We start from the raw sequence: 15,387 nt of genomic DNA, 5'->3' as shown, positions 1-15,387 counted from the left end.
AAAAGTACTTAAAGTTATTTTTAATATTGGTAGTGCTTTGATTTTGCTGGTCAATAAAAACCAACTGAGTATTTAATAATAGTAGTGGTATTGTAGAAAATATATAACGTTATTACGTCTTATAGAATTATCTAATTATTAGCGAAAACAATACTCGTTTTCACGCCAAATTAAACTATACTAAAATCTAACTTAACACTACACAAAGCGCTATATTCTTTTATTTGTCTATATTAGTACCTTAACACAACGTATTAAAGTTTGTGAGTATCTGTTTTATGCAGACTTAAATTCAGGCGGATAATGGCTTAACAACAATGGGTTTTATTAAATATTTTCTCTACACTTTAATGTTGGTTTTTACATGTGCTTCTCATGCTCAAGTGTTTTCTCCAATTCAGATATTTACACCACAAGACTACGGTGCTGAAGATCAAAATTGGGCAATTTCTCAATCAGACGATAACTTTATTTATGTTGCAAATAATAAGGGCTTGTTGGAATATAATGGAGCCTCATGGAATATTTATAATTCTCCCAATAACGGTATTTTAAGGTCAGTAAGAGTTATTGGTGACCGTATTTATTCTGGCGGTTATATGGATTTTGGGTATTGGACCAAAAACAATAAAGGTTCATTAGTCTATACATCATTAAAGAATGATTTAGAATCTAGTATAAAAGAGGATGAAGATTTTTGGGGAATTATTGATGTAGGACAGTTTGTTTTATTTCAGTCGTTTGATCGGGTCTATGTTTATCATTCAGAAAATAAAAGTTTTTCTGTTATTGAATCAGAAAAAAGAATTAATAAAATTTTCAAAGTAGAAGAAACAATTTACTATCAAATCATTGGAGAAGGTGTATTCGAGATTATAAATGGTAAGCCTCAATTGATAGTTGAATCAGATAGTATAGGTAATTATAAACTCGTTAATATTTTTAGTTCCGAATTTGGATTACTGTTGCAAACTGAAGAGAATGGATTTTATAAGGTTAATGAGAATAAAGTTGATAAATGGGTGATCGCATCAGATTCCTTATTGTCTAACGTAAGTGTATACAGTAGTGCAAAACTAAGAAATGGTAATTTCGTCTTAGGTACCATTTCTAATGGGATAATCCATATGGATGCTTTTGGTAATGTGTTAACCAGAATAGACCAAAACCATGGTCTTAGTAATAATACGGTTCTTTCAATTTTAGAAGACGATTATGGAAATATATGGTTAGGACTTGATAATGGAATTAATGTTGTAAATATTAATTCGCCATTTAAAGTGTATAAGGATAAACAAGGTAATTTAGGTACTGTTTATACTGCAGCTGAAGCTGATGGCTTTTTGTATTTAGGGACTAATCATGGTTTGTTCTACAAGTTAATTGATTCTTCAGATAAATTTAAATTTATAAAGGGAACTAAAGGTCAGGTTTGGAATTTATCTTTAATTGATGGAGATTTATTTTGTGGTCATGATAAGGGAACTTTTATTGTAGAAGAAAATGGTGTAAAAAAGGTTTCTGATCAACTTGGAACTTGGGCTATAAAAAAAGTAAAAGATCAACCTGAGCTTCTTATACAAGGAAATTATAAAGGGCTGAATGTTTTAGAGAAAGTTAATAATGAATGGCGATTTAGAAATAAAATTGAAGGATTTGATATTTCGTCTAGATATTTTGAGTTTCTAGATTCAAACGAGATATTAGTTAGTCATGAATATAAAGGCGTTTATAAAATTAAGGTTGATAATGATTTTCTTAAAATAGTAGATAGTAGAAAAATTCTAATAAAAGAAGGTATAAAGTCTAGTATAGTAAATTATAACAATAGGATTTTATATAGTACAATTGAGGGAGTTTTTTATTATGATTTAAAAATTGAAGAGTTTAAAAGAGATTCTGTTTTGAGTGATTTGTTAAGTGGTGAAAATTATATATCTGGTAAACTAATAAGTGATAATAATGGGAATAAACTTTGGGGTTTTTCTAAAAATGGAATCGTGTATATTCAACCAGGAAAATTATCTGAGGCTCCAAAAATAAATACCATTGCTATTTCGAGTGAAGCTAGGAAAACGAAATCTTCTTTTGAAAATATTTTAGATTTAGGAGATGATAATTATTTAATTGGGACTACAGGAGGTTATATAATTATGGATTTGGAATTGATAGGGCAAGATGCGCTTGATATTCATCTTAATAATGCAGATTATGGTAAAGATCTCAATAACTTAATTCCGTTAGATTTATCCACTACCAATACCTTTAAGAATAAGGCTAATAATATTAGATTTAAATATAGTGTTGCTAATTACAACAGGTTTACTACCGCTAAGTATCAATACAAGTTAACAGGAATATACGATAATTGGAGTATGTGGTCTGGTGATTCTGAAGTGTTCTTCAAGAATTTGCCTCATGGGGATTATATGTTTGAAGCTAGAGCAATTACAAATGGTGTTATCTCTAATAATGTTATATCCTATAAGTTTAATATTGAGAAGCCTTGGTATCTAAAGCCATTGGCTATAGTATCGTATTTTTTATTGGCCTTGCTCATTATATTTGTGCTTTATTATTTTAATAGAAAGCACTATAAAAATATACAGAAGAAAATCATTGAAAAGAAGCAAAGACAACTAGAAATGGAACAACTAGAAAGTCAGCGTCAATTAATTCAATTTAAAAATAAGAACTTACAGTTAGATATAGATAATAAAAACAGGGAGCTCGGCATGGCTACCATGAATTTGGTAAAGCGTAATGAGTTACTAAGTAGTATCAAAAGTGATTTATCTAAAAGTAAGTCGTTAACAGAGGTTGGTAAAGTGATAAAGACAATTAATTCTAGTATTAATGATACAAGTGATTGGGATTTATTTGAAAAAGCTTTTAATAACGTTGATAAGGAGTTTATGCAACGAATAAAAGCAATCCATCCATCTATTACACCTAATGATTTACGTCTCTGTGCGTATTTAAGATTAAACCTATCTTCTAAAGAAATAGCACCACTACTTAATATCTCTCATAAGAGTGTTGAAGTTAAGCGCTATCGTTTGCGTAAAAAACTTGGTTTAGATCATAAACAAAGCTTATCAAATTATATTATAGAGCTGTAATACCTATACACCTTTAAAAACAACCTATACATTACCCATACATTTGTGTTTTGTTAGTGTTTCAGCTGAGTAATTGTTAATTATTGTTAATAGTGTAATAACAATAAGAATTCTATAAATTAAAGGCCTTTCTGTTGTGGTATTGATATTTTTCACCTCAAAAATTTATTGTGTATGTTTTTTGTATAGTCATGTTTTAAGAAATTCCTTGGTATATGTTATAAATTGCAAGAACTAAATAATAAACTATGAAAATAAAACTTTTAACGCTCATTACATTCATTTTTACAATGGCAGTATTTGGGCAAAATGTAAATGTTTCTGGAACAGTTATAGAAGCTTCTTCAGGACAGCCTTTACCTGGTGTTAACGTAGTTGTTAAGAACACATCAAAAGGAGCCTCATCAAATTTTGATGGTGAGTTTACTTTAAATAATGTGCCTTTAAACTCCGTAATCGTTATTTCATATCTGGGTTTTGTGACACAAGAAATTACTATTATAAATAGTGATTCTTTAAGTATTTCACTTGTTGAAGACGCTGAGTCTTTAAGTGAAGTTGTTGTAATTGGGTATGGTACTCAGAAAGTTACTAATGTTTCTGGTGCAATTTCTACAGTGAAGTCAGAGTCTATAGAAAAATTAAAACCCTTAAGGGTAGAAGAGGCGCTTCAAGGTAGTGCTTCTGGTGTATCCGTAATACAGAGTGGTTCTCCGGGAAGTAAACCAACAGTATTGATTCGTGGTATTCCATCATTTACAGGTACGGATCCAGTTGTAATTATTGATGGTGTTCCTCAAAGTTTAGATGATTTAAACTCTATAAACTCTGCGGATATTAAATCTCTTAATATTTTAAAAGATGCTGCCTCAACAGCGATATATGGTGTAAAAGGTGGTAATGGTGTAATTGTAGTTACTACTAAAGGAGGTAGAAATAATGAGAAAACTGAATTTTCTTTTAATACTTATACGGGTGTACAATCTGTAGATAGAAAAATCGGCTTGTTAAATGCTTCTGAATATGCTGCAATGATTAATGAAGGTAGTGCTGTCTCAGGTGGAGAGATAATTTTTTCTAATCTTTCTACTATAGGAAAAGGAACTGATTGGCAAGATGAAATTTTTGAAGATGCAAGTGTAAGTGCTTTTACGTTTTCTGCAAGAGGTGGAACTGAAAAAGTTGGTTATTTCTTGTCTACTGGTTATTTGAGTCAAGGTGGTATTGTTGGTGGTGATGATAAATCTAATTTTAATAGAGCGAACTTTACTGCAAACGTAGATTTTCAATTGTCCTCTCAATTGAAATTTATTTTAAATACTAGTTATGCTAATATAAAAAGTAAATCAATTGCGGAGAATTCATTTAATTCAATTCTTGGTAATGCTATAAATTTTGACCCAACAGTTACGCCTTATAACAATGACCCAAATGATTTTGCGACTTATGGTTATAGTGATTTATTGTTATCAGAAATCTTTAATCCTGTTCAGAGATTAGAGAATACTTTTAATGAAAGCAATGGTAATAAGTTATATGGCAAGTTTGAGGTTCAGTATGATATATTAAAGAACCTTAAAGTTACCTCTCGTTTTGGTTATACGTATTGGAATCAAGTAGGTAAAAGTTTTTCACCTTTGGCTTATTATGGGCCTAATAATGTTTCAAGTGATTATAATTCTGATGGAACAATTAAAACGCAGGAAGTTGATAATGGTGACGGTACAACAAGTACAATTCCATCATTTCATAATAGTGTGACAGAAACAACTGTTTCTAATTTTAATTACACATTCGAAACTTTTGCGAGTTATGGATTTAATATAAATGATAAACATAATTTTGATATCGTTTTAGGTATCTCTAGAAGTAAATCTACAGGTTACGGATTTGGAACTACAAGACAAGATGTGAGAGATAATTCTTGGGCATGGGCAGATATTAGTGCAGCAACTGGAATAAATACTGAACTGAATACAGATGCTTATACAGGATATAGTTATCAAAATTTAGAACGTAGAAATGTTTCGTACTTTAGTAGAGTTAACTATGACTATCAAGGTAAATATTTAGCATCATTTTCTGCAAGACGAGATGGTTCAATAGCTTTTGGTAACGATAATAAGTTTGCAAACTTTTATGCAGGTTCATTAGGTTGGGTTGTTACAAATGAAGATTTTTTCAATGTTGAAGCTATTAATTTTCTTAAAGTTAGAGGAAGTTATGGTACAGTAGGAAATGAAAATGTAGATCCACAATATGTAAGTATATCTGTAGGAGGACCAAGTTATAATTCTACAGCTAATAGTAATGGTTATACTTTTGGTAATGAATTTGTTTCTGGAGCTACTGTAAATTCTTTTAGTAATACAACGTTAAGTTGGGAAGAACAAACGCAATATAATATAGGTTTCGATGCTACATTTTTAAATAACACGGTAACGTTAACAGCAGATTATTTTAATAAATCTGTAGAAGGTCTATTGTTTACGGATGCACCACCTTTATATGCAGGAACATCTGAACCAGTAACTTCAAATATTGGTAGTACAGAAAGTAAGGGTGTAGATTTGACTTTAGGTTATCAAAATCAGGGGTCAAAAGATTTTAAATTTAATACTTCGTTCACATTCACATCTTCAAAAAATGAAGTTACTGATACTAATAGTGATGGTACTGCATTTGTTGCGGGAGGTAGTTATTTTAACGGCCAAGCTCAAAATGCAACTCGTTTTCAAAAAGGATTTACACCAGGTTACTTTTACGGATATGAAACAAATGGTTTATTCCAAAATCAATCTGAAATTGAAGCTCATGCAATTCAAGATGGCGCTTTACCTGGAGATATTAGATATGTAGATACTAATAATGACGGTGTTATTAATGATGATGACAAAACGAAAATTGGAGACCCTTTTCCAACATTTACAATTGGTTGGAATTTAGGTTTCGAATATAAAAACTTTGATTTGAGTATGTTTACTTACGCTTCAGTGGGTAATGATATCTACAGAGCTTATGAGCGTAATGCACAATTCACTAATAAAGATAGAAGTATTTTAAATAGATGGACAGGAGAAGGAACAACTAATGATGCAAATAGTCCGCGTTATACGTTTGCAGATACAAATAGTAACATAAGACCATCTGATAGATATGTAGAAGATGGAAGCTTTATTAAAATTAAAAGTTTAATCTTAGGTTATACATTACCAGAAAAACTAAGTACAGTTTTTAGTAAAGTTCGTTTATATGCTCAAGCCAAGAATCTATTAACGCTTACGGAATATACAGGTTATGACCCTGAAATATCTGGAGGAATTTTAGATACTGGAATTGACAGAGGAGCTTATCCACAAGCAAGAACATTTTTAATGGGCTTAGACCTTAAATTTTAACATCTAAAATAAATTAGTATGAAAAATATAAAAAATAGTATAGGGTTAATCATCATACTTTCAATCTTTCTTGGTTGCTCAGATGTGGTAGAATTTGATCCGCATGATGAATACGCTGTAACAGAATTAGATTATTTACAAACAGAATCAGATTATCAAACTATGGTTGTTAGTTGTTACACGCCAACACAATGGTTAAATCAAGTTATAGTTATAGGAGATGTTGCTTCTGATAATGCAGTGGCTGGAGGAGAAAATGCTTCAGACGTTGTAGCATTTCAACAAATGGATGATTACAATATTTTAACAAATAATAGCACGCTCCAAGATTTATGGACTGCAGCTTATGAAGGTGTAAATAGAACAAATTATTTAACAGATTATAGAGATGTTAATCTTTTGGGAGAAACAGTTGATTTTGATGGTAAAGATGCCCTTTATGGTGAAGTTCACTTTTTAAGAGCTTTTTATTATTTTAATTTAGTTAAAATGTTTGGTGATGTTGTATTGTTCACAGATCACAAATTAGGGCTTTCTGATTTTGGTACTTTTGAAAGATCACCTAAGGCAGATGTATATGCTCAAATAGAAACAGATTTATTACAGGCTATTAGTGATTTACCTTTAGCTCAATCGCAAAAAGGAAGAATTACAAGGTATGCTGCTCAAGCTTTATTAGGAAAAGTTTATTTATATCAAGAAAAATTTGACGAAGCGGTTCCTGTATTACAAAGCGTGGTGGATGGTCCATTTAGTTTAGTTACTAATTTTGATGATATCTTTTTGTTAGAAGGAGAAAATGGAACAGAGTCTGTTTACGAAGTTCAATATTCTAATGGGCAACCTTATTATAATTGGGGAGGTCAAACAAGAGGGCAAGGGAATTATGCAGTTCAGCAATGTGGTGTCAGAGGTTTTAACGGAACAGCAGATATGCCTTTTAATTCAGGTTGGAGTACAAATTTACCTACTCAAGATTTAGCAGCGGTATATGAAGATGGTGACCAAAGAAAGGAAGCTACAACTTTTGATGTTGAAGCATATGCAACTAATAATCCTAGCTTAAATGTAAGCTACCAGGTAGCACCGTTTAAAAATACAGGTTTATATAATAAAAAGTATTTACCTAGAAAAGGGCAAACTAGTGGTCAAGTAGAGTTGAATTATGAAAATAATCAACGCACTATTCGTTATTCAGAAGTTTTATTAATGGCGGCTGAAGCAAATTTACGAGCGTCATCAGTAAATCAGTCTTTAGCTCAAACCTATTTAGATATGGTAAGAGATAGAGCCTTTGGTGACCAGGATCATAGAGTGACAGCAACTGTTCAAGCAGTTTGGGATGAAAGACGTTTAGAGCTAGCAATGGAAGGTGATCGTTTTTTCGATTTGGTTAGAACCGGACAAGTTGATAGTGTATTGGGTAGTTTGGGTTATAGTGCTGCAACAGCAGGCCTTTTCCCAATTCCTCAAAGGGAAATAGAAATTTCAGGTTTGTCTCAAAATGATGGATACTAAAAAAAAATAATTATATGAAAACATTAAAATATATATTTAGTTTATGTCTTTTAGTACTTCTAGTTAATAGTTGTGTTGAAGATGAGAGCAATACAGATTTTGTTAATACAGCAGTCGCTCCGACTAATGTTTTAGCATTATTTGAAGTAACACAAGATAATACAGGTACAGTTACAATAACACCAACTGCGGAAGGTGCAATTGGGTTCAATATTTTTTACGGAGATGGTACGGCAGAGCCAATAGATATATCTCAAGGTGAAAATACAACTCATATTTATGAAGAGGGAACTTATACAGTAACAGTCGTTGCTGTTGGTCCAACAGGATTAGAGACTGAAATCACTCAACAATTAGTAGTGACTTTTGATCCTCCAGTAAATTTAGTTGTAACTGCAGAGAATGATTTAGGTGTTTCTAAGCAAGTTAATGTTACAGCATCTGCAGATAATGCTATTAGTTATAGTGTAGATTTTGGAGATGGTAGTGAATTAATGATGAGTAATATAGGGGAAACAGTTTCTTATATATATGCAAACCCAGGATTATATACAATTACTGTTGTTGCTATGGGTGCTGCTATTGAAACTACAGAGTTTGTAATTACGGACTTTGAAGTAACAGCAATCGTTCAGCCACTAGACTCAGCTCCAACACCTCCTGCTAGAGATGCACAAGACGTAATTTCAATTTTTAGCTCTGCTTACACTAATGTCGCAAACCCAGATTATTTCCCAGATTGGGGACAAGGAGGTCAAGGAAGTGCATGGGCATTATTTGATTTATCTGGAGATGAAATCTTGCAATACATTAATTTAAGTTATCAAGGTGTTGATTTTGGTGAAGAAATAGATGCAAGTCAAATGGAGTATTTACACTTAGATGTATGGACAGCTGATGTCATTGAAGATTTAGAAGTTTCTGCAATTAGAACTGGTCCAGTAGAAAATGCAGTAACATTACCTTTAACAGCGGATCAATGGACTAGTATAGATATACCGATGTCTGCTTACACGGATCAAGGATTAACTTTAGCTGATCTTATTCAATTAAAATTTGTTGCACCTAACCAATGGGCAGCAGGTACAGTTTTTATAGATAATATTTATTTTTATAAAGAAGCTTCAGTTCCTACTTCTGTAGCTGGTACATGGAAAGTAGCACCAGAAGCTGGTTCGCTAGCTGTTGGTCCATCTGCAGGTTCATCAGAATGGTGGGCAATAGATGATGCTGGAGTAACTCAAAGAGCATGTTTTTATGATGATACTTATGTTTTTGGAAGTGATGGGTCATTTAATAATGTTTTAGGTGTAGATACTTGGATTGAAGGATGGCAAGGTAGTGCTGATTCTTGTGGATCACCTGTTGCACCACATGATGGGTCAAATGCCGCTACTTATGTCCATGACGAAACTGCAGGTACTATTACCATTAATGGTACAGGAGCATATTTAGGAATACCAAAACCAATTAATACAGGAGAACTTTCAAATCCTGCTGATGCACCTGCATCAATTACATATACGATTACATTAGCTGATATCAATACAATGATAGTTGGTATAGAAGCTGGTAGTGGTACGTTTTGGACTTATAAATTAATAAGAGATGGAGCGGTAGCTTCGCCAATGGCAGGTACTTGGACAGTAGCACCTGAAGCTGGTTCTTTAGCTGTTGGTCCAACTGAAGGCTCATCAGAATGGTGGTCAATTGACGATGCTGGTGTAACACAGAGAGCATGTTTTTATGATGATACTTTTGTGTTTGGTACTGATGGTACATTTAGTAATGTACAAGGAGCAGATACATGGGTAGAAGCTTGGCAAGGTGTTGGAGCAGATAGCTGTTCTACTCCAGTAGCACCACATGATGGTTCAAATGCTGCGACGTACTCTTATGATGCGTCAGCAGGTACAGTGACTTTAAACGGAACAGGTTCATATTTAGGAATACCAAAGCCAATTAATACAGGCGAACTTTCAAGTCCTGCTGATGCACCTGCATCAATTACATATAATGTCGACTTTATTGATTCTAATACGGTTACAATTAGAATCGAAGCTGGTCCTGGTGTTTTTTGGATGTATAAGCTTGTTAAAATTTAAAAATGAAAAAGATGAAAAATTTAAAATATGTTATGTTTCTTTTCCTTTCACTTGCTTTAATGGTAAGTTGTGATGAAGAAACCTATGAATTTGGTGATATTACCACTCCAACTAACTTGCAGGTTTCTGCAGAAATAGTAGGTCAAGATGCAGATAACCCTTATGGTGATGGTAGTGGTACTGTAAATTTTACTGCAATAGCTGATGATGCAATCACTTATAAGTATTCTTATGATAATAGTCAAGAGTTAGCACCTTTAGGGACAATAGCTTATAACTTTTCTAATTTAGGTGTCAATACATATACGTTAACAGTAATAGCAATTGGTACTGCTGGTAACTCTGCATCAACAACTATTGATGTAGACGTTTTAGCAACGTATTCTCCACCACAAGATTTATTAGATGCCTTAATAGGAGATGGTTCAAAAGTTTGGAGAATGAAATCAGAAGCAGCTGGCCATTTTGGCTTAGGTCCTGTAGGTGGCACAGTCCCTGCAGAATGGTATGGAGCTGGTCCTGAAGAAAAAGTTGGTGTAGGTATGTATGATGATCGTTTTATTTTTAATACAGATGGTACATTTACTTACATAACAAATAACACTAATGATGATGCTGGCACAGATACTTCAGGTACTGTATTTGGTAGAGATGGTTTAGTTAGTGATTTAGGTTCTGGAGGAACTTTAAATGGCGCAGATGTAGAAAATCTTCCATATTCTGATTACACAGAAGATTATGTTTTAATTGCACCAGGTGGTGCTGAAACCATTAGTTTAAGTGGTTTAGGGTTTATTTCTTATTACATCGGAGGAAGTCATAATTATGAGATTTTTGACAGATCTGTTCCAAATGAATTGGTATTAAGATCTACAGATGGTAATGGAGAATTTGATTGGTGGTTTACAATTACCTCAGAAGAGGAAGAACCAGATGTTGTGGTTGACTATGAATTAGTTTGGTCAGATGAGTTTGACACGGACGGTGCGCCAGATGCTGCAAACTGGACATACGACCTTGGCGCAGGTGGCTGGGGAAATGGAGAAGCTCAAACCTACACAGATAATGCAGAAAATGTAATCGTAGAAGGTGGGTTCTTAAAAATTACAGCGAAAGCAGATGGAAGTAGCTATACTTCAGCTCGTATAAAATCTATTGGTTTACAGGAATTTACTTATGGCAAAGTAGAAATAAGTGCAAAATTACCATCGGCTCAAGGAACTTGGCCGGCCTTATGGATGCTAGGAGCTAACTTTCCTACTGTAGGATGGCCAGCTTGTGGTGAAATTGATATAATGGAACAAACAGGAGGTGATAAAAACACAACTTTAGGGACTTGTCACTGGTTTGATAATGGAACTGCAGCCAATGCTAGTTATGGCGAAACTACTGCTGTTGCAAATGCTTCAACAGAATTTCATTTGTATTCAATAATCTGGAGTGAAGAAAGTATACAAATTTCATTAGATGATGTGCCATTTATGACATTATCTAATAGTGCTGATTTTCCTTTCAATGCTGATTTCTTTTTTATTATGAACATCGCAATGGGTGGAACTTTGGGAGGAACTATTGATCCTGCCTTTACTGAAGACACGATGGAAGTAGATTACATAAGAGTATATCAATAAGAAATATTGATTAATTTTTTTGAATTAGTTTTTTAAGGTCGAGCTATTTTCAGTTCGACCTTTTAAAAATTTTGTTTAAATACCAGTTATTTTGATTCTGTAGAATTACAGAATTCATTTTAAATTAAAAATAGATAGTACTACACCAATGACAAAGAATCCCATTTATATAGGAAATAAAAAAGCTTCAAATGACCAGTTAGATGTCAAAGGAGAACTTGTATCACTTTATAATGAAGACTATTATAAAATCTCAAATAGTGATAAAATGAGACCATTTTTTATGAGTCTTGTTAGTAATTCTAACCATTGGTTATTTATATCTAGTAATGGAGCGTTAACTGCAGGTAGAAAAAATGCAAATAATGCATTGTTTCCTTATTATACAGATGATAAAATCACTGAATCATTAGAAACAACTGGGAGTAAAACGATTATTCAGGTTCATAAAGACGGCAAGACGTTTTTATGGGAGCCGTTTTCTAATCGCTATCAAGGAGTTTATGCGACTAAGCGAAATCTTTACAAAAACAGTTACGGTAATAAAGTTGTTTTTGAAGAAATCAATGAAGACTTAGGTCTTACTTATCGATACCAATGGAACTCTAGTGACCAATTTGGTTTTGTGAGAAAAGCTGATATTATTAATGATACAAATGAAAAAGTTGATGTTACTATTTTAGATGGTATTCAAAATATTCTACCATATGGTTTGGCTTCAGATTTTCAAAATGCAACAAGTAACTTAATTGATGCGTATAAAAAGTGTGAATTAGAATCAGATTCTGGAATAGGAATATTTGCTTTGAGTGCCATAATTGTAGATAAAGCTGAGCCAAGTGAAGCTTTAAAAGCCAATACGGTATGGTCTTCAGGATTAGATAATCCTACGCATTTAATTTCATCTTTACAGTTAGATGCTTTCAGAAATGGTAAAACGATTACTGAAGAAAAAGATATCCGAGCAGAAAAAGGGGCTTACTTTATTGTTAAGGATTTAAGCTTAGAACCAAATGGAGAGCGCAGTTGGATGTTTGTGGCAGAAGTCAACCAAACAATAAGTGAAATTAATAATATTTCAGAAAAAATTAAAGGGAACACTAACCTCGAAGAGCTTGTACAGAAAGATATAGATGCTGGTACTAAAAATCTTCTAGAATTAGTTGGTGCTTCAGACGGAATTCAGCTTGGTGATGATAAATTAAGAAACACAAGACATTTTGCAAATACACTTTTCAATATTATGAGAGGTGGCATCTTTGATGACGATTATAAAATTGAAAAAGAAGATTTTGTAAAGTACATATCTAAGGCCAATAAAAAGGTATCAAAGAGTAAAGAAGAAATTTTAAATAGTTTACCTAAAATCTTCAATGTAGATTATATTAAAGATATTGCTGATCAAGATGATGATAGTAATTTTAAAAGACTCTGTTACGAATACCTGCCATTAAAATTTAGTAGAAGACATGGAGATCCAAGTAGACCTTGGAACAAGTTTTCTATTAACACACGTAGTGAAATAGATGGTTCTAAAATTTTAGATTACGAAGGTAACTGGAGAGATATTTTCCAAAACTGGGAAACACTAGCGCATTCTTATCCTGCCTTTATGGAAGGGATGATTCATAAGTTTTTTAATGCAACTACTTTTGAAGGTTACAATCCTTACAGAGTAACAAAAGATGGATTTGACTGGGAAGCCATTGAGCCAGATGATCCATGGTCTTATATTGGTTATTGGGGAGATCATCAAATTATCTATCTATTAAAGTTTTTAGAGTTTATTGAAAAGCATTATCCAAATAAATTAGAGAGTAGTTTTACACAAGATGTGTTTGTATATGCTAACGTACCTTATAAAATTAAGAGCTATCAAGACACTTTAAAAAATCCTAAGGATACTATCGATTTCGATTACGAATTACACGATAAAATTAACACAGTAAAAGACCGTTTAGGTGCAGATGGTGCTTTATTGAGAGATGAAAACTATTTCATTCATAAAGTCAACCTTATAGAAAAATTATTAGCAACTGTTTTAGCTAAAGTATCTAATTTTATACCAGAAGGCGGAATTTGGTTAAACACACAACGACCAGAATGGAATGATGCCAATAACGCATTAGTTGGTAATGGTGTGTCTATGGTAACCTTATATTACCTAAGACGATTCATTAATTTCTTTGAAGGCATTGTACAAGATTCTTCAAGTTCAGAATACAATCTTTCAGTTGAATTAAAAACGTTTTTCGAAAGTGTTGTTTCAACATTAAATGGCAATTTAAAAGTCTTATCAGGAAAAGTATCTGATAAAGAAAGAAAAACAATTTTAGATGGATTAGGTACTGCTGGTAGCGATTATAGATTAAAAATTTATGAAACAGGATTTTCTAGTGATAAAGAATCTATTTCAAAAGAAGGGTTATTAGAATTCTTCACGGTATTAAAGCAGTATTTAGACCATACAATAAAAGCAAACAAGCGGGTAGATAATCTTTATCACGCTTATAATTTAATGACCGTTGAAAATGATACAGAAGTGTCAATTTCATACTTACCAGAAATGTTAGAAGGTCAGGTTGCTGTTTTAAGTTCAGGATACTTAGAGCCAAAAGAAGCTTTAGGTTTACTAGATGCTTTAAAAACTAGTGCACTTTTTAGAGACGACCAATACAGCTATATTTTATATCCAAATAAGCAATTATCACGCTTTGTAGATAAAAATAATATTCCATCTGCATCTGTTGAAAAATCAAAGTTATTGAAGCAATTGATTGCTGATAATAATACTCAGATTATAGAGAAAGATGTTTTAGGAGCATATCATTTTAACGGTAATTTTAATAATGCAGAGAGCTTAAAAACGGCTCTTAACCAATTGCCAGAAGGGAAATATGATGACTTAATTGCATCTGATAAAACGTTATTATTAGACATTTTTGAAGAGATGTTTGACCATAAATCTTTCACAGGTCGTTCAGGTACATTCTACGGTTATGAAGGTTTAGGGTCTATTTATTGGCATATGGTATCTAAGTTATTATTAGCAACTCAAGAAAACTGTCTATTGGCAGTAGCAAATAATGAAAGCGAAGAAACTATAGGCAGATTATTAGAACATTATTACGAAATTAACGAAGGCATTGGTGCCCATAAGTCACCAGAATTATATGGTGCTTTTCCAACAGACCCATACTCTCATACACCAGGTGGAAAAGGCGCACAGCAACCAGGTATGACTGGTCAGGTAAAAGAAGATGTGTTATGTCGTTTTGGAGAATTAGGTGTTTTTGTAGAGGACGGCAAACTATTTTTTAACCCAAGATTATTAAGAACTGAAGAATTTTTAAGCGAAGCAAAAACATTCAAATACACAGCTATCGGTAAGGAGTTGAAAATAATTTCACTAGAAAAAGGGTCACTTTGTTTTACATATTGCCAAGTTCCGGTTATGTATAAATTGGAAGACAATAATAGAGTCGAAGTGATTTATAACGATGGTTCAACTTCTAAGTTTGATGATTTAAAACTTGATGAAACTACAAGTGATAAAATTTTCAATCGTACTGGAGAAGTGAATCAAATTATTGTATCTGTAAAAAAGTAATTA

The 15,387-nt window shown here is 32.7% G+C and carries 6 protein-coding genes; all 6 read left to right on the top strand.

Going from position 1 to position 15,387, the window contains the following annotated elements:
• Positions 1-317: 317 nt before the first annotated feature.
• The 6 genes from Q0807_RS04550 to Q0807_RS04525 all read left to right on the top strand — a co-directional run bounded on the left by Q0807_RS04550 (position 318) and on the right by Q0807_RS04525 (position 15,384).
• Positions 318-3,122: a triple tyrosine motif-containing protein gene (locus Q0807_RS04550; protein WP_299106884.1), complete on the top strand. Its 2,805-nt coding sequence runs from the start codon at positions 318-320 to the stop codon at positions 3,120-3,122.
• Between the two features lie 248 nt (positions 3,123-3,370).
• On the top strand, positions 3,371-6,520 hold the full coding sequence (locus tag Q0807_RS04545) for a TonB-dependent receptor (RefSeq protein ID WP_299106882.1): 3,150 nt from the start codon (positions 3,371-3,373) through the stop codon (positions 6,518-6,520).
• Positions 6,521-6,538: 18 nt separating this feature from the next.
• Positions 6,539-8,038: a RagB/SusD family nutrient uptake outer membrane protein gene (locus Q0807_RS04540; protein WP_299106880.1), complete on the top strand. Its 1,500-nt coding sequence runs from the start codon at positions 6,539-6,541 to the stop codon at positions 8,036-8,038.
• A 14-nt stretch (positions 8,039-8,052) separates the two neighbouring features.
• A complete protein-coding gene (locus Q0807_RS04535; protein ID WP_299106878.1) occupies positions 8,053-10,143 on the top strand; it encodes a PKD domain-containing protein in 2,091 nt (696 codons plus the stop codon).
• 11 nt (positions 10,144-10,154) lie between these two features.
• Complete coding sequence (locus tag Q0807_RS04530) at positions 10,155-11,774, top strand: glycoside hydrolase family 16 protein (protein ID WP_299106876.1); 1,620 nt, start codon at positions 10,155-10,157, stop codon at positions 11,772-11,774.
• Positions 11,775-11,922: 148 nt separating this feature from the next.
• On the top strand, positions 11,923-15,384 hold the full coding sequence (locus Q0807_RS04525) for a hypothetical protein (protein WP_299106874.1): 3,462 nt from the start codon (positions 11,923-11,925) through the stop codon (positions 15,382-15,384).
• The last annotated feature ends 3 nt before the right edge of the window (positions 15,385-15,387 follow it).

This window comes from uncultured Winogradskyella sp. (genome assembly GCF_947495255.1).
Lineage (GTDB): Bacteria > Bacteroidota > Bacteroidia > Flavobacteriales > Flavobacteriaceae > Winogradskyella.
This window is presented reverse-complemented; position numbering and strand designations above follow the sequence as displayed.